General features: G+C 73.8%; 13 protein-coding genes, 1 tRNA gene and 1 pseudogene. 9 read left to right on the plus strand and 6 right to left on the minus strand.

All coding sequences use genetic code 11. The features are described 5' to 3' along the window. Positions 1–82 precede the first annotated feature (82 nt). From pyk to ACLQ22_RS14325, 4 genes are all read left to right on the plus strand, one after another. Positions 83–1,531 (plus strand): pyruvate kinase, encoded by a 1,449-nt coding sequence (pyk, locus tag ACLQ22_RS14310; protein ID WP_366642117.1) that lies wholly within the window; start codon positions 83–85, stop codon positions 1,529–1,531. Further along, entirely contained in the window at positions 1,528–2,412 is an 885-nt protein-coding gene (locus tag ACLQ22_RS14315) for an acyl-CoA thioesterase (RefSeq protein ID WP_366642118.1), read from the plus strand. The genes pyk and ACLQ22_RS14315 overlap by 4 nt, the downstream gene beginning before the upstream one ends. Before the next feature lie 139 nt (positions 2,413–2,551). Beyond that, positions 2,552–3,022 (plus strand): RrF2 family transcriptional regulator, encoded by a 471-nt coding sequence (locus ACLQ22_RS14320; protein WP_121400618.1) that lies wholly within the window; start codon positions 2,552–2,554, stop codon positions 3,020–3,022. A 185-nt stretch (positions 3,023–3,207) separates the two neighbouring features. Next, positions 3,208–4,233 (plus strand): sulfite exporter TauE/SafE family protein, encoded by a 1,026-nt coding sequence (locus ACLQ22_RS14325; RefSeq protein ID WP_425692779.1) that lies wholly within the window; start codon positions 3,208–3,210, stop codon positions 4,231–4,233. Between the two features lie 178 nt (positions 4,234–4,411). Here ACLQ22_RS14325 and ACLQ22_RS14330 read toward each other — a convergent pair whose 3' ends face one another. Continuing rightward, positions 4,412–5,845: a pyridoxal-dependent decarboxylase gene (locus ACLQ22_RS14330; RefSeq protein ID WP_425692680.1), complete on the minus strand. Its 1,434-nt coding sequence runs from the start codon at positions 5,843–5,845 to the stop codon at positions 4,412–4,414. 347 nt (positions 5,846–6,192) lie between these two features. Between ACLQ22_RS14330 and ACLQ22_RS14335 the strand changes: the two genes are divergently transcribed. Further along, positions 6,193–8,436, plus strand: coding sequence for a cellulose binding domain-containing protein (locus tag ACLQ22_RS14335; RefSeq protein WP_425692681.1), 2,244 nt, complete (start codon positions 6,193–6,195; stop codon positions 8,434–8,436). Between the two features lie 220 nt (positions 8,437–8,656). Here the strand turns inward: ACLQ22_RS14335 and ACLQ22_RS14340 are convergent, their stop codons facing one another. After that, a complete protein-coding gene (locus ACLQ22_RS14340; RefSeq protein WP_425692780.1) occupies positions 8,657–9,667 on the minus strand; it encodes an LLM class flavin-dependent oxidoreductase in 1,011 nt (336 codons plus the stop codon). 95 nt (positions 9,668–9,762) lie between these two features. After that, positions 9,763–10,242, minus strand: a complete 480-nt coding sequence (locus ACLQ22_RS14345) for an Lrp/AsnC family transcriptional regulator (RefSeq protein ID WP_425692682.1) — start codon at positions 10,240–10,242, stop codon at positions 9,763–9,765. An 83-nt stretch (positions 10,243–10,325) separates the two neighbouring features. On the opposite strand from ACLQ22_RS14345, the gene ACLQ22_RS14350 reads away from it, so the two are divergent. After that, a complete protein-coding gene (locus ACLQ22_RS14350; RefSeq protein WP_121400623.1) occupies positions 10,326–11,504 on the plus strand; it encodes a trans-sulfuration enzyme family protein in 1,179 nt (392 codons plus the stop codon). 451 nt (positions 11,505–11,955) lie between these two features. Here the strand turns inward: ACLQ22_RS14350 and ACLQ22_RS14355 are convergent, their stop codons facing one another. The 3 genes and pseudogenes from ACLQ22_RS14355 to ACLQ22_RS14365 all read right to left on the minus strand — a co-directional run bounded on the left by ACLQ22_RS14355 (position 11,956) and on the right by ACLQ22_RS14365 (position 12,821). Continuing rightward, positions 11,956–12,507: a hypothetical protein gene (locus ACLQ22_RS14355; RefSeq protein ID WP_425692781.1), complete on the minus strand. Its 552-nt coding sequence runs from the start codon at positions 12,505–12,507 to the stop codon at positions 11,956–11,958. 90 nt (positions 12,508–12,597) lie between these two features. After that, positions 12,598–12,690 (minus strand): annotated as a pseudogene (locus ACLQ22_RS14360) (helix-turn-helix domain-containing protein); the annotation flags it as partial. A 47-nt stretch (positions 12,691–12,737) separates the two neighbouring features. Continuing rightward, positions 12,738–12,821 (minus strand) — tRNA-Leu (locus ACLQ22_RS14365). 96 nt (positions 12,822–12,917) lie between these two features. On the opposite strand from ACLQ22_RS14365, the gene ACLQ22_RS14370 reads away from it, so the two are divergent. The 3 genes from ACLQ22_RS14370 (at position 12,918) to ACLQ22_RS14380 (ending at position 16,206) form a co-directional block, all read left to right on the plus strand. Next, positions 12,918–13,538 carry an ANTAR domain-containing response regulator gene (locus ACLQ22_RS14370; protein ID WP_089003337.1) on the plus strand — a complete coding sequence of 207 codons (621 nt, stop codon included), beginning with the start codon at positions 12,918–12,920 and terminating at the stop codon, positions 13,536–13,538. Between the two features lie 81 nt (positions 13,539–13,619). Next, on the plus strand, positions 13,620–14,786 hold the full coding sequence (locus ACLQ22_RS14375; RefSeq protein WP_425692683.1) for a hypothetical protein: 1,167 nt from the start codon (positions 13,620–13,622) through the stop codon (positions 14,784–14,786). Between the two features lie 259 nt (positions 14,787–15,045). Then, on the plus strand, positions 15,046–16,206 hold the full coding sequence (locus ACLQ22_RS14380) for a branched-chain amino acid ABC transporter substrate-binding protein (protein WP_425692684.1): 1,161 nt from the start codon (positions 15,046–15,048) through the stop codon (positions 16,204–16,206). Positions 16,207–16,291 lie beyond the last annotated feature (85 nt).

Consider the following 16,291-nt stretch of genomic DNA (forward strand, 5'->3'; position numbering starts at 1 on the left):
GCGTGACGCGCGTCGTTGGACAATGTTCCGCAGTCCGCAAGAGGGTCGGCCCTCGGCCCGACCCGGAGGAGAGACTAGCCTGATGGGCGTGACACGCCGCGCGAAGATCGTCTGCACTCTTGGTCCTGCCACCTCGTCGCCGGAGCGCATCCGGGGCCTCGTCGAGGCCGGCATGAACGTGGCGAGACTCAACTTCAGCCACGGTAGCCACGAGGATCACGAGGCGGTGTACCGGCTGGTCCGCGAGGCCGCGGAAGCCGCCGGCCGGCCGGTGGCCGTGCTCGCCGACCTTCAGGGCCCGAAGATCCGGCTCGGCCGCTTCGCCGACGGCCCGCACGAGTGGCGCACCGGCGACTCGGTCGTCATCACCGGTGACGACGTGCTCGGCACCAAGGAGCGGGTCTCCTGCACCTACCGCAAGCTGCCGCAGGAGGTGAAGCCCGGCGACCGGCTGCTGATCGACGACGGCCGGGTCGCCGTCGAGGTCACCGACGTCACCGGCAACGACATCCGCTGCCTGGTCACCGAGGGCGGCCCGGTCTCCAACAACAAGGGCGTCTCGCTGCCGAACGTGGCGGTCAGCGTGCCGGCGATGTCCGAGAAGGACGCCGAGGACCTCCGTTTCGCCCTCGGCCTGGGCGTCGACCTGATCGCGCTCTCCTTCGTCCGCTCGGCGGACGACATCAAGCTGGTGCACGGCATCATGGCCGAGGAGGGCGTGCACCGCCCCGTACTGGCCAAGGTGGAGAAGCCCGAGGCGGTCGACTGCCTGGAGCAGATCGTGCTGGCCTTCGACGGCGTCATGGTCGCCCGCGGCGACCTCGGCGTCGAGCTGCCGCTGGACCAGGTGCCGCTGGTGCAGAAGCGTGCCGTGCAGCTCTGCCGGGAGAACGCCAAGCCGGTCATCGTGGCCACCCAGATGCTCGACTCCATGATCGAGAACTCCCGGCCGACCCGCGCCGAGGCCTCCGACGTGGCCAACGCCGTGCTCGACGGCGCGGACGCGGTGATGCTCTCCGGCGAGACCAGCGTCGGCAAGTACCCGGTGCTCACCGTCAGCACCATGGCGAAGATCGTCACCACCACCGAGTCCGGCTCGATCGGCGTGCCGCGCCTGCAGCACGACCCCCGTACGCACGGTGGCGCGCTCACCGTCGCCGCCTCCTCGATCGCCCGGGCCATCGGCGCCAAGGCCCTGGTCGCCTTCTCGCAGACCGGCGACACCGTGCGGCGGCTGTCCCGGCTGCACTGCGACCTGCCGCTGCTCGCCTTCACCCCGGTGCCCGAGGTGCGCAACCAGCTCGCCCTCTCCTGGGGCGTGGAGACGTTCCTGATGCCGTTCGTCGAGCACACCGACGACATGTTCCGCCAGGTCGACCAGGCGCTGCTCGGCCTCGACCGGGCCAACCCCGGCGACTACGTGGTGATCGTCGCCGGCAGCCCGCCCGGCACCCCCGGCTCGACCAACACGCTGCGCGTACACCAGCTCGGGTCGCTGGTGGACGCGGCGTCGGCGCGGGCCTTGCAGTGAGCGACGCGGACGTCGCGGTCGGGCAGGCCGCGGTCGACCAGCTCCTGGAGGTGCTCGACCTGGAGCACACCGGCGGGATGACCTTCCGGGGGATGAGCCCCCCGGTCGGTCCCCAGCGGGTGTACGGCGGCCAGGTCGCCGGCCAGGCGCTGGTCGCCGCCGGACGCACCGTCGACCCGGCCCGCTTCGTGCACTCCCTGCACGGCTACTTCGTCCGCCCGGGCGATCCGGCCGAGCCGATCGTGTACGAGGTGGAGAACGTCCGCGACGGCCGCTCCTTCTCGGTGCGCCGCTCGGTGGCGCTCCAGCACGACAAGCCGATCTTCTTCATGTCGGCGTCGTTCCAGCGGACGGAGGAGGGCCTGGACCACCAGGCCCCCACCCCGCCCGACGTGCCGGGCCCGGACGAGGTCCCGACGATGACCGACCGGCTCGCCCGCTATCCGGAGCGGCTCGGCATCTGGGCGCAGATCCCGCGCCCGATCGACGTCCGCTACGTCGGCGAACCCGGCTGGGTACGCCCCGGCGACCGGCCCCCCGACCCCCACCAGCGGGTCTGGATGCGCATCGACGGCAGACTGCCCGACGACCCGCTGCTGCACGCCTGCGCGCTGGCCTACGCCTCCGACCTGACGCTGCTGGACTCGGTGCTCTCGGTCCACGGCGAGGTCTGGGGCCCGGGCGGCGTGGTCGGTGCCAGCCTCGACCACGCGCTCTGGTTCCACCGGCCGTTCCGCGCCGACGACTGGTTCCTCTACGACTGCTGGAGCCCGTCGGCCTCCGGCGCCCGAGGGCTCGCCACCGGCCGCATGTTCACCACCGACGGACGGCACATCGCCAGCGTCGTGCAGGAAGGGCTGCTGCGCCGCGTCGGCGACTGACCGTCGGGCCCGGTCCGGTCCACCGGGCTCGTCGCCGGTGTCGGCAACTCGTCTCGGGGTACCGGCGGCACATCGCCACCGGCCGATCGGCTGAGGGGTGATCGTCCGGGCGGGGCGGCCAGGCGACTAACCTTGCCGCATGCGCCTCTCCGCCCGGGTCGACTACGCCCTCCGCGCGGTCGCCGAGCTCGCCTCGGTGACCGGCGACGCCGGACCCGGGCGAAGCCGGCCCGTGACCGCCGACCAGATCGCCCGCGCCCAGGAGATCCCGCCGAAGTTCCTGGAGAGCATCCTGCTGCAACTGCGCCGGGGCGGCATCGTGCAGGCCCAGCGCGGCCCGGAGGGCGGCTACTGGCTGGCCCGGCCGGCCGGGGAGATCTCACTGGCCGAGGTGATCCGGGTGATCGACGGCCCGCTCGCGCACGTACGTGGGCAGCGGCCCGAGGAGCTCGGCTACCACGGGGCGGCCCGGGCCCTCCAGGAGGTCTGGATCGCCCTGCGGGCCAGCGAGCGCGAGATCCTGGAACTGGTCACCGTCGCCGACGTGGCCGGCGGCACCCTGCCGGGCCGGGTCGTCGAGCTGGCCGCCGACCCCCGCGCCTGGACCTGACCCCGGCCCCGGCCCTGGGGCCCTCGTTTCCCGCTCCGGCACGCGCTCGTCGCCGCCCGGTCCGGCTGGCGGCGGCCGGGCGGCGTCTGTCGTCTCACTGACCGGTTGGAGGCTTGACCGGGGCACGCCCCGTGCCGCATTGTCGACCAAGTCGATAGGAGATGCCGAAAAGTCAGGGGGCGCTCGTGCGCAAGCTGCTGGTCCTCGCGCTGGTCGGGCTCGCCGCGCAACTCGTCGACGGCGCGCTCGGCATGGCGTACGGGCTGACCTCCTCCACGTTGCTGCTGCTCGTCGGGGTGGCGCCGGCCGCCGCGTCGGCGTCGGTGCACCTGGCCGAGATCGGCACCACGCTCGCCGCCGGGGTGTCGCACTGGCGGTTCGGCAACGTCGACTGGCGGGTGGTCGGCCGGATCGCCCTCCCCGGCGCCGTGGGCGCGTTCGCCGGGGCGACCTTCCTCAGCTCGATCTCCACCGAGTCGGCTGCCCCGTGGATGGCCGGCATCCTGTTCACCCTCGGCGCGTACCTGCTGGTGCGCTTCTCCCGCCCGCTGCGGACCGATCGGCGCGGCGGCCGGCTGCGGAGCCGCTTCCTCGGCCCCCTCGGCCTGGTCGCCGGCTTTGTCGACGCCACCGGCGGCGGCGGATGGGGCCCGGTGGCCACGCCGGCCCTGCTGGTCAGCGGGCGGATGGAGCCGCGCAAGGTGATCGGCTCGGTGGACACGTCCGAGTTCGTGGTCGCCGGCGCCGCCAGCCTCGGCTTCCTGATCGGCCTCGGCTCCGAGGGCTTCCTGCTGCCCATGGTGGCCGCGCTGCTCGTCGGCGGCCTGATCGCCGCGCCGATCGCGGCCTGGCTGGTGCGCATCGTCCCCGCCCAGCTGCTCGGCGCGGCCATCGGCGGCGTGATCGTGCTGACCAACGCCCGTACGCTGATGCGCTCGGCCGACCTCGGCGGCCCGGCCCGGCCCGCCGTCTACGTCCTGCTGGCCGTCGCCTGGGCCGCCGCCCTCGCACTGGCCGTCCGGGCGCTGCTGCGCACCCGCCGTCAGCGGGCCGTCGCCGCAGCCGCCCTCGCGCCCGGCACCCCGACCGACGCCCCCGTGCCGGCGGCCGACCTGCCCGCGGTCTCCGGCGCGGCCGGGCCGCTGCCGCGCTCCCCGGAACCCGTGATCACGCCCCAGCCGGCGACGGCCGGCGCCCCCGACCACCGCTGACCCGCCCACGGCGGAGATCTTGGTCGGAAAGTGCCCCCGGAGGGGCCGTTTCCGACCAAGATCCCCGGGCGCCTGCACCGTGCGCGGCGACCGCGTCTTGGGCGGCGCGTCCTGCGGCGGGTGGCGGCGTCCTGCCGGGGCACCCGCGTCTCGGCGGGACCGCCGGTGGGTCGGGGCGTCAGTGGGGGAGGAGGGCGGTCGCGGCGTCGGCGAGGAGGGCCCACGCCTCGTCGACGTGGACCTCGGTGGTCTGCGGGGAGCCGACGGCCAGGCGCAGCGTGTAGCGGCCGTTGACCCGGGTGTGCGTCAGGTGCACCCGGCCGGTGGCGTTGACCCGGGCGAGCAGCTCCGCGTTGACCTCGTCGTCCGCCGCCAGCCGGAAGCACACCAGCGAGTACGGGTGCGCCCCCACCAGCGCGAACCGGTCGTCGGCGCGGACCCGGTCGGCGAACCGGGCGGCGAGCGCCACGCCGGAGCGGATGTGCGCGCGCAGCCCCTCGGCGCCGTACCAGCGCAGCACGAACCAGAGCTTCAACGCCCGGAACCGGCGGCCCAGCGGCACCTGCCAGTCCCGGTAGTCGATCACCGCGCCGGACTCGGTGGCGGCGTTGCGCAGGTACTCCGGCAGCACGCTCAGCGCCTCGATCAGCTCCGCCGTGTCGGCCACCCAGAACGCGTCGCAGTCGAAGCCGGTGAGCAGCCACTTGTGCGGGTCGAAGCAGTACGAGTCGGCGTACTCCAGGCCGACGTGCCCGAACCGCAGCTCCGGGCAGACCGCCGCCGCCCCCGCGTACGCGGCGTCGACGTGCAGGAAGACGCCGTACTCGGCGCAGATCGCGCCGATCTCCGGCAGCGGGTCGATCGCGGTCGTGGAGGTGGTGCCGACGGTGGCCACCACGATCGCCGGGACGACGCCGGCCGCCACGTCCGCCTCGATGGCCGCGCGCAGCGCCGCCGGGGACATCGCCTGCGTCTCCGGGTCGACCTCGACCGGCCGTACGCCGTCGGCGCCCAGCCCGGCGATCCGCGCGGCCTTCTCGATGGACGAGTGGCCCTGGGTCGAGGCGTAGGCGCGGTAGCGGCGGTCGACGCCGACCTCGCGCCACCGGCCGCCGCCGGCGCGGTGCAGCGCGACCAGGGTCGCCACCAGCGTCGCCGAGGACGCCGAGTCCTGGATCACCCCGCCGCCCCCGGCGCCGGAGCGGAACCGCTTCGGCAGGTCCAGCAGGTCGGCGAGCCAGTCCAGCAGCACCGTCTCCAGCTCGGTGCACGCCGGCCCGGTCGCCCAGAGCATCCCCTGCACGCCCAGCCCGGCGCTGACCAGGTCGCCCAGCACGCTGGGCCCGGAGGTGTTGGCCGGGAAGTAGCCGAAGAAGCCGGGGTGCTGCCAGTGCGTCAGACCCGGCGTGATCAGGGTGTCCAGGTCGGCCAGGACCGCCTCCACCGGCTCCCCGTGCTCCGGCGGGCCGGCCGGCAGCCGGGCGGCCACCGTCCCGGGCGGGTCCTGCGAGGTCACCGGGCGCCGCTCCAGCGTCGCCCAGTAGTCGGCGATCCAGTCCACCACGGCGTGCCCGGCGCGGCGGAACTCGTCCGGGGTCATGTGCTCAGCCACGCCCTGAGTCGATCAAGAATCCGGGCCCGGGGCAAGGGAAGCGCCGGGCGTCCTCGACTCGGAGGACGCCGGGGGAGGGAGGCCAGGACGCGGGAGGAACGGATTGTCCGTAGAAAACGCTTGCCCTAGCATCGCAGGTGCGCGGAGCCATCCCTCGACGCCGCCTGGCCGGGACACCCACGCCGCAGCGACGGCGCCGGGGTGTCGACACCGGAGCGGCGGCGTCGACACCGACGCCGGATCGGCGGCGTCGGACCACCGCCGCCAGCGCGGCGTGTCCTCCCGCCGGCCCGGGCAGGCCGACGGCGACGGTTCCCGCGCGCCCGACCTCTCCGGAGGACACCCCCATGCCCGTCACCCACCGCCGCGTCGCGCTGCTCGCCGCAGCCGCCGCGGCCGCACTCGTCGCCGGTACGCTCCCGACCCTCACCGCCTCGGCTGCCGCCGTCGGCTGCCGCGTCGAGCACCGGATCACCAACCAGTGGCCCGGCGGCTTCGGCGCCGACGTCACCGTCACCAACCTGGGCGACCCGGTGAACGGCTGGACCCTCACCTGGTCGTACCCCGCCGGTCAGCGGGTCACCCAGGCGTGGAACGCCGTCGTCGACCAGTCCGGCGCCCAGGTGACCGCCCGCAACGTCGACCACAACGCGGTGATCGCCACCGGTGCCAGCACCACCTTCGGCTTCAACGGCTCGTGGGAGGGGAGCAACCCGCCGCCGACCGGCTTCGCCCTCAACGGCACCGCCTGCACCGGCGTCGCGCCCACCGGCGGCCCGACCACCCCGCCGCCGACCACCCCGCCGCCGACCACTCCGCCCCCGGCCGGGGCGGTGCAGATGGAGGACCTCGACCGGGGGCTGGTCAGCGTCCGCTCCGGCACCGGGAACCTGGTCTCCTGGCGGCTGCTCGGCACCGAGACCGCCGGAGTGGCCTTCAACCTCTACCGCGGCGCGACCAGGGTCAACGGCAGCCCGATCACCGGGGCCACCAACTACCTCGACAGCGGCGCGGCGGCCGACGCGACCTACACGGTGCGCGCCGTGGTCGGCGGTGCCGAACAGGCCGCCTCCGCGGCCGCGCTCCAGTTCCCCGCCGGTCACCTCGACGTGCCGTTGCAGGTGCCGCCGGGCGCGAGCACGCCGAGCGGCGAGAGCTACACGTACACCGCCAACGACGCCTCCGTCGGCGACCTCGACGGCGACGGCGACTACGAGTTCGTGGTCAAGTGGGAGCCGTCCAACGCCAAGGACAACTCCCAGTCCGGCTACACCGGCAACGTGTACGTCGACGCGTACACCCTCACCGGCACCCGGCTGTGGCGCGTCGACCTGGGCCGCAACATCCGGGCCGGGGCCCACTACACCCAGTTCCAGGTGTACGACTACGACGGCGACGGCCGCGCCGAGGTGGCCATGAAGACCGCCGACGGCACCCGTTCCGGCACCGGCCAGGTGATCGGCTCCGCCACCGCCGACCACCGCAACTCCAGCGGGTACGTCCTCGCCGGCCCCGAGTACCTGACCATGTTCGACGGCCGCACCGGCGCCGTCCTCTCCACCGTCGCCTACGACCCGCCCCGGGGCACGGTCTCCTCCTGGGGCGACAGCTACGGCAACCGGGTCGACCGCTTCCTCGCCGCCACCGCCTACCTCGACGGGCAGCGCCCCTCGCTCGTGATGGCCCGCGGCTACTACACCCGGGCGGTCGTGGCGGCCTGGGACTTCCGCGACGGCACCCTGCGCAAGCGGTGGACCTTCGACTCCAACGCCTCGGGCAACGGCGCCGCCTTCGGCCAGGGCAACCACAACCTCTCCGTCGCCGACGTCGACGCCGACGGGCGACAGGAGATCGTGTACGGGTCGGCCACCATCAACGACGACGGCCGCCTGATGTACGCCACCGGCTTCGGCCACGGCGACGCCCTGCACGTCGGCGACCTCGTCCCCGGCCGGGCCGGCCTGGAGGTCTTCACGATCCACGAGTCCGGCAACCAGCCGGCGGCGGACCTGCACGACGCCCGCACCGGTCAGGTCGTCTGGCAGCGGCCGAACAACGGGGGAGCCGAGGGCCCCGGCCGGGGAGTCGCCGCCGACATCCACGCCGGCAGCCCCGGCGCCGAGTTCTGGGGCGCCGGCACCCACATGGGCGACCTCTACAGCGCCACCGGGGCCGTCGTCGGGCGCCGGCCGTCGTCGGCGAACTTCCTCGCGTGGTGGGACGGCGACCCCGTGCGGGAGTTGCTCGACGGCACCCGCATCGACAAGTACGGCACCGGTGGCGACACCCGCCTGCTGACCGCCAGCGGCGTGGCGGCGAACAACGGCACCAAGTCCACCCCGGCGCTCTCCGCCGACCTGTTCGGCGACTGGCGGGAGGAGGTCGTCTGGCGCACCAGCGACAGCCGCGCCCTGCGGATCTACAGCACGCCCACGCCCACCGGCACCCGGATCCACACGCTCATGCACGACCCGCAGTACCGGGTGGCGGTCGCCTGGCAGAACACCGCCTACAACCAGCCCCCGCACCCGGGCTTCTTCCTCGGCGACGGCATGGCCGCCCCGCCCACGCCCAACGTCTACCTGCGGTGAACCGACGACTGGCCGGCGGCGGCGCCCCGGGGCGCGCGGTCGGCCGGTCGCGGGACGGAAAAGGCACCGGGCCGCAGCCGCGGAATCCGCACAGCTCCGGCCCGGTGCCCCACACCGCGGCATCCCCGACCCGTCCCGACCGGGAATGCCGTACCACCACCGAGGTCAAAACTAGGCGGGCCACGCGTCGCCCCGGTGACGCCGACGTGAAGATCGTGTTTCAGCCCTCGCGGCGCAGGCCACCGGCCACGTGCTCGGCGATCAGCTCGTACGAGCGCACCCGGTCGGCCACGTCGTACACCAGCGTGGTCAGCATCAGCTCGTCCGCGCCCGTGCGCGCCAGCAGCTCGCCGAGCTGCCGCCGTACGGTCTCCGGGGAGCCCGTCGCCTGCCCGTCCCGGCGCTGGCGCACGAACTCGCGCTCGGCTTCCGTGTACGGGTACGCCGCCGCCTCGTCCGGCGTCGACAGGGGCTCGGGCCGCCCCGAGCGCAGCCGCAGGAACGACAGCGCCGCCGGCCCCGCCAGCCACTCCGCCCGCTCGTCGGTGTCCGCGCAGACCGCGTTGACGGCCACCATCGCGTACGGCTGCTCCAGCCACTTCGACGGCCGGAAGTTCTGCCGGTACAGCGCCAGCGCGGGCACCGTGTTCTGCGCGCTGAAGTGGTGCGCGAAGGAGAACGGCAGGCCCAGCAGCCCGGCCAGCTGGGCGCTGAACCCGCTGGAGCCGAGCAGCCAGACGGCCGGCTGCTCGCCGAGGCCGGGGGTGGCCGTGATCGGCCCCGGCCGCTCGCCGCTGAAGTAGTTCATCAGGTCCGCCAGCTCCCGGGGGAAGCCCTCCGCCGACAGCCCCTCCATCGTCCGGCGCAACGCCAGCGCGGTCACCTGGTCGGTGCCGGGGGCGCGGCCGATGCCCAGGTCGATGCGGCCCGGGTGCAACGCCTCCAGCGTGCCGAACTGCTCGGCCACCACCAGCGGCGCGTGGTTGGGCAGCATCACCCCGCCCGAGCCCAGTCGGATCGTCGACGTGTGCGCCGCCAGGTGCGCGAGCAGCACCGCCGGCGCGGAACTCGCGATCGCCGGCATGTTGTGGTGCTCGGCCACCCAGAACCGGCGGTACCCGAGTTCCTCCGTGCGCCGGGCCAGCTCGGTGGTGTGCCGCAGCGCCGCGCCGGCGGTGGCGCCGGCCGCGACAGGGGCAAGATCGAGAACAGACAGCGGTACGTTGGTCACACGCTTGGCCAACCCCGCCCACCTCGGCTTTGTTCCCCGGGGCGACCAGGCTCACGGTGCCCGCCGCGCCCGACCCACGCCGTCCGTCGGGGGTCTCACCCCATGCCGCGCGCCTGCTCGAAGATCAGACTCGTCTGGGTGTGCAGCACCGCCGGGTCCACGGCCAGGTGGTCCAGTACGAAGTCCCGCAGCGCGTCCGCCGAGGCCGCCCGCACGTGCAGCACGTAGTCCTCCGCGCCCGCCACGTGGAACACCGCCACCACCCCGGGCAGCCGCACCGACCGGGCCCGGAACGCGTCCACCGCCGCCCGCTCGTGCGCGGTCAACCGCACCGACACCAGCGCCTGCAACGGCAGCCCCACCGCCGCCGGATCCACCTCGGCGTGGAACCCGCGGATCGCCCCGCGCTCGCGCAGGGCTCGGGTACGGGTCAGGCACGTCGAGGGGGCGACCCCGACCCGTTCGGCGAGGGCGTTGTTCGGCATCCGGCCGTCGGCGGCCAGCTCCGACAGGATCGCCCGGTCGGTGTCGTCCAGGTCGGCGAACCGCCGCACATCATTCGTCGCAAGGGGCATGCAGGCATCATCCATCGAACCAGCCCATGCTTCCAAGGGCAATTACCGAATCATGTTCGGAACTATTGCCGTCGGTTGGCGCTATGTTCGATCCTTCCGGCATGACGACCGTGGACACCAGAGCCGTGCACGCCGGCCGCGACGACCTCGCCGCCCTCGGCGTCCACGTGCCGCCGATCGACTTCTCCACCACCAACCCGCTGCCGTCGGTCGACGCCGGCGGCGACGCGTACGAGGCCCTCGCCACCGGAGGCACCCTCCCCGCCGGGGGCAGCGCCGTCTACCAGCGCCTGTGGAACCCCACCGTGGCCCGCTTCGAGACCGCCCTCGCCGACCTCGAGGGCACCACCGACTCCGTCGCCTTCGCCAGCGGCATGGCCGCCCTCACCGCCACCCTGCTCGCCGCCACCCGGGACGGGAAGCGGCACCTCGTCGCCGTGCGCCCCCTCTACGGCGGCACCGACCACGTGCTCGCCACCGGCCTGCTCGGCACCACCGTCACCTGGGCCCGCGCGGACGAGGTCGCCGCCGCCGTCCGCCCCGACACCGCCCTGGTGATCGCCGAGACCCCGGCCAACCCCACCCTCGACCTGGTCGACATCGCCGCCCTCGCCCGCGCCGCCGGCGACGTACCGCTGCTCGTCGACAACACCGTCGCCACCCCCGTGCTCCAGCAACCCACCCGGCACGGCGCCACGCTCGTGCTGCACAGCGCCACCAAGAGCATCGGCGGGCACGGCGACGTCCTCGCCGGCGTGGTCGCCTGCGACGCCGACTGGGCCGCCCGGCTGCGCCAGGTCCGCGCGCTCACCGGCGCGATCCTGCACCCCCTCGGCGCGTACCTGCTGCACCGCGGCCTGCAGACCCTGCCGGTGCGGGTGCGCGCCCAGCAGGCCGGCGCCGAGAAGCTCGCCGCCTGGCTCGCCGCCCACCCCGCCGTCGCGCGTGTGCACCACCCGTCGCTGCACGACCCCGCCGGGCTCGTCGGACGGCAGATGAGCGGCCCCGGCAGCCTCCTCGCCTTCGAGGTACGCGGCGGCGCGCCCGCCGCGGCCGCCGTCGCGAACGCCTGCCGGCTGATCACCCACGCGGTGTCCCTGGGCGGCGTCGACACCCTCATCCAGCACCCGGCCTCGCTGACCCACCGGCCTGTCGAGGGGGAGGCCAAGCCGTGCGGGGGCCTGCTCCGCATCTCGGTGGGCCTGGAGGACGCGGAGGACCTGCGCGCCGACCTGGCCCGGGCCCTCGCCGAACTCGGCTGACCTGCACCGAAGTCGCCGACCAGCCCCGCTGCCGCGAGTCGCCCGCCGTCATGGCGCACGGGAGTGGAACGCCACGGGTGCCAACGAGCCCTGTGCCACCCGTGGCGTTCCACCCGTGGGAGCCGACCGGGCGGCGCGGTGCGGCGACGACGTGCCGCACGGGTGGCTCGTCAACCCCTCCGCTGCCGCGAGCCGCCGTGCGGCGACGACGTGCCGCACGGGTGGAACACCATGGTTGCCAAAGAGGTCGTGTGACACCCGTGAGGTTCCACTCGTGACCCGACCGGCCGGCACGGCGGCACTCGTCCGGGCGGGGCACATCAGGTGGCGGTGGCGCGGCAGGTGGCGGTGGCGATGGCGTGGCGCGGGGCGGTGGCATGGCGCGGGTCGGCGGCGCGGCGCGGGCGGTGGTCCATGGTGGTGGCGGGGCGGGGGTCACGAGTCTGACGGGTCAGGACTTCGGGCCGACGTGGCGGTCGAGGGCGGCGACGGCCTCCCGGCGGGCCACTGACAGGGAGTTGCGGCGGTTCATCCGCCAGGCGATGCCGAGCAGGTCCAACGCCCACTGGCAGAGCCCCATGATGTCGGCCGACTCGTTGACGAACAGGTAGCGCGGGTAGACGTACTCCTTGCCGCGCACCGTCACCCGGTTGGCGAACCGCGCGCCGTCGGAGTGGAACAGGCCGCGCAGGAAGTCGCCGGCGTGCGCGCCGACGATGGCGCGCTGCCACTCGGCGAGTCTGATGGGCCGGTCGTGCTTCTTGCCCGGCCCGTGTTGCGGCAGCAGGCACGGCCAGTGCCTGCCGTAGCTCTGCACGCTGACGCAGCCCTGCTGTCGAACCCGCTGGACCTTCGTCGCCAGCACCGCACGCATGGCGAGGTCGCAGGCGTCGATCAGGCCGGGCCAGGCGTTGCCGCAGGAGATCCTCAACACCGGCACCCGCGCGGTGGTGACCAGGTGCCCGTCTCCGAGGTAGAGGCCCAGCAGGTAGCTGTAGGCCACAGGGTCTGTCGGATAGTCGACCTCGGAACGGCAACGGAAACAGCGAGCGGCTGTGCCTGGAATGAGCGGCTCCGGCCGTCGGCGGCACCACTCCCACACCGTGCGGTAGGAGAGACCGACGGTCCGGGCAGCCTCGGCGACGGTGGCGCCAGCGAGGTGGGCCCTGAGCGCTCGGGCACGCATCTCAGGTGGGTGCACCCTGAAAGTGTCGAACAGGTGTATGACAAAAGTGCCGGGAGCGGGACTTGAACCCGCACGCCCTCTCGGGCAGATGCTTTTGAGGCATCCGAGTCTGCCGATTCCTCCATCCCGGCTTAACCCCCTGCGCGGGGTCCGGCCCACTGTACCCGACTAGGCTCATACGGGAGCATGGGTGGTAGCCGTGCCGGGAACGATTGTGGGAGTGGCTCGTGGCCGAGACGCAGACGGACGTCGAGCGCAGGCGCGTTCTGATCGCCGAGGACGAGGCGCTCATCCGGCTGGACCTCGCCGAGATGCTCGTCGAGGAGGGGTACGAGGTCGTCGGTGAGGCCGGTGACGGGGAGACCGCCGTCCGGCTCGCCGAGGAGCTCAAGCCGGATCTGGTGATCCTCGACATCAAGATGCCGATCATGGACGGGCTGGCCGCCGCCGAGCGGATCGCGGGCGCCCGGATCGCCCCGGTGATCATCCTGACCGCGTTCAGCCAGCGTGACCTGGTGGAGCGGGCGCGGGCGGCCGGCGCGATGGCGTACCTCGTGAAGCCCTTCCAGAAGAGCGACCTGGTGCCGGCGGTGGAGATCGCGCTGTCGCGCTACTCGGAGATCGCCGCCCTGGAGGCGGAGGTCGCGGGGCTGACCGACCGGCTGGAGATCCGCAAGACGGTCGAGCGCGCCAAGGGCGCGCTGATGACGACGTACGGGATGACCGAGCCGCAGGCGTTCAAGTGGATCCAGCGCACGGCGATGGACCACCGGATGACCATGAAGGAGGTCGCCGAGCGGATCCTCGCCGAGACCGCCGGCGGCGAGGTCGCCCAGCCCGCCTCCTGAGGCGCCACCGGGACGACGCGACACGCCGGAGACGGCTCCGGGGACTCCTCGCGGGACCCGTTGATCGATAACATCTGATCCATGCGGACCCGGCGGCTGGTGGCGGTGCTCGGTCTCCTCGCGGTGCTGCCGGCCGGCTGCGGCCGGGCCCCCGCGGAGCCCGTCGACGAGCCGCTGCGCCCGCGGTGGCAGCCGCTGACCCTGCCGGCGCCGCCCGGCGCCCCCGGTCGGCCGCTGCTGCGCGACGCCGTGGCCTGCGCCGGCACGTGGTACGTGGTCGGCGGGCTGGCCGACGCGGCGGGGGAGACCCGACCGGCGGCCTGGCGCAGCGCCGACGGCGTGTCGTGGACGGCGCTGCCGGTGTCGCCGTCGAGCCACTACGGCCGCCAGCACGTGCTCTACGCGGCCGCGTGCCGCGACGGCCGGCTGGCGGCGCTCGGGGCGAAGAACGGCGGCGCGCACGGCAACCCGCGCACGGGCACCTGGTCGCAGTCGCCGGACGGGCGGCTGCGGGAGGCACCGGCGCCCTTCGAGCTGTACGCCGGCCCGCGCGCGGTGAGCGTGGCGCGGCTCGCGGCGGGTCCGGCCGGTTGGCTGATCGCGGGGGCGCGGGTCGACGGGGCGGCGGTCTGGACGTCGCCGGACGGCGAGCGGTTCACGATCCGGGAGGGCGTGGCGGAGCTCGCCGGCGACGGGCGGGGTCGGACGGTCGCGTACGACGCGGTGGCGGTGCCGTCGGGTTGGTGGGTGGTGGGCGCGGTGCTGCCGCCCGGCGCGACGGCGCTGGCGCCCCTGGCCTGGAGTTCGACCGACGGTCGGGCCTGGCGGCGGGTGGGGCTGCCGGTGCCGGACGGGCGCGGCCAGGCGCAGCGGGTGGCGTCGGTCGACGGTGCGGTGGTGGCCCTCGGCCCGGTGCGCGACGGCTTCGCCGCCTGGCGGCTGGCGGGCGACGAATGGCGGCGGGCCGGCGGGTTCGGCGCGGCCGGTCCGGGGGTGTCCTCGGTCGACGCCCTGGTGCCGGCCGGGCGGGAGCTGGTCGCGGTGACGGGGGACGGCGGTGGTCACGGACTGTGGCTTTCCGCCGATGCGGGAGATTCGTGGCGACTGATGGCTATGCCGGCCCCGGTGCCCGACGGTGGGAACGCGGCCGTGGCGCTCGCCTCGCAGGGTGATCGACTGGTGTTGGTGTCCGACGACGGGGAGGCGTCCCGTGCCTGGTCAGTCGGGTTGCCGATCATCGATCGGTAGGGGGTGGACGAGGTGCGACCCATTACCGATGAAACGAAGGTGAGGGGCTTTCGCGGCCGACGGTTCTTACAGCGATCGTTTCGAATCCGCCACGCCGTGTAACGGTTCGGTCAACCCGCTCCCCTGGGGCTTTCGTCACAGCTCAAAGGTGGGATAGCGTCCGGCCCCAGACCGGCGACGACGGTCTGGTTCGTCCGCCCCCGCAAGGGCCAATCGGCAGCGGGTGGTTCGGACCATTGGACGGAGGAGGGTTCGGGCCTTGAGGCAGAAGCTCGCGCGCGTTATCGGTGGGGTCGCCATGCTGGCGCTCGTCGCCGGCGGCACCGCATGCTCCAGCGGTAGCGACGACACGGCGTCCGGTGGCGACGCCTGTGGCAACAAGATCGCGTTCTTCGGCGCGCTGACCGGCAGCTCGGCGGCGCTCGGCATCAACGAGAACAACGGCGTCAAGCTGGCGGTCGACAAGTACAACAAGGAGAACGCCGACTGCAAGGTCGAGCTGGTTCCCCTGGACTCGCAGGGCAGCCCGGACCAGGCGCCGCAGCTGGCCCAGAAGGCCATCGACGACACCAAGATCCTCGGCATCGTCGGCCCGGCCTACTCGGGTGAGTCGGAGGCCGCCGGCCCGCTCTTCAACGAGGCCGGTCTGGTCACCATCACCCCCTCCGCGACCCGCCCGAGCCTGGCGGAGCAGGGCTGGAAGACGTTCTTCCGCGCGGTCGGCAACGACTTCAGCCAGGGCCCGGCGGCCGGCAACTACATCAAGAACGTGCTGAAGGCCGACAAGGTCTACGTCATCGACGACCAGTCCGCGTACGGCGCCGGCCTGGCCGACGAGGTCAAGAAGCTGCTCGGCCCCGCGGTCGTCGGCTCCGACAAGGTCCAGGGCGAGGGCAAGCAGGTCGAGTTCTCCGCCGTGGTCACCAAGGTCAAGGCCGCCAACGTCAAGGCGATCTTCTACGGCGGCTACTACCAGGAGGCCGGCCTGATCCGCAAGCAGCTCACCGCTGCCGGGATCACCGCCCCGCTGGTCGCCGGCGACGGCGTGAACGACGCCGCGTACATCACCTCCGCGGGCGCGGCGGCGGCCGAGGGCACCATCCTCACCTGCCCCTGCCAGCCGGCCGCCGAGGCGCGCGGCACCTTCGTCCAGGAGTACAAGGCGCTCAACGGCGCCGACCCGGGCACCTACAGCGACACCGCCTACGACGCGGCGAACATCCTGCTCGCCGGCATCAAGGCGGGCAAGACCACCCGTGAGGGCCTGCTGGAGTTCGTAAAGGGCTACAGCGGCGAGGGCGTCGCGGCGAGCTACAAGTTCGTCGAGGGCGGTGAGCTCGACCCGGCGCAGGTGAAGGTCTGGGCCTTCAAGGTCGTCGGCGGCAAGGTCGTTCCGGACCAGGAGATCCCCAAGTCCTGACGTCGGTCGCTGCTACGGCGATTGAGTGGTGATCGCGGGCGCGGCCGGGGGGGGGGGCCCCGGCCCGCCCCCCCGTTGTAACCCA

The sequence above is a fragment of the Micromonospora sp. DT178 genome, from assembly GCF_049841695.1.
Classification (GTDB): domain Bacteria; phylum Actinomycetota; class Actinomycetes; order Mycobacteriales; family Micromonosporaceae; genus Micromonospora.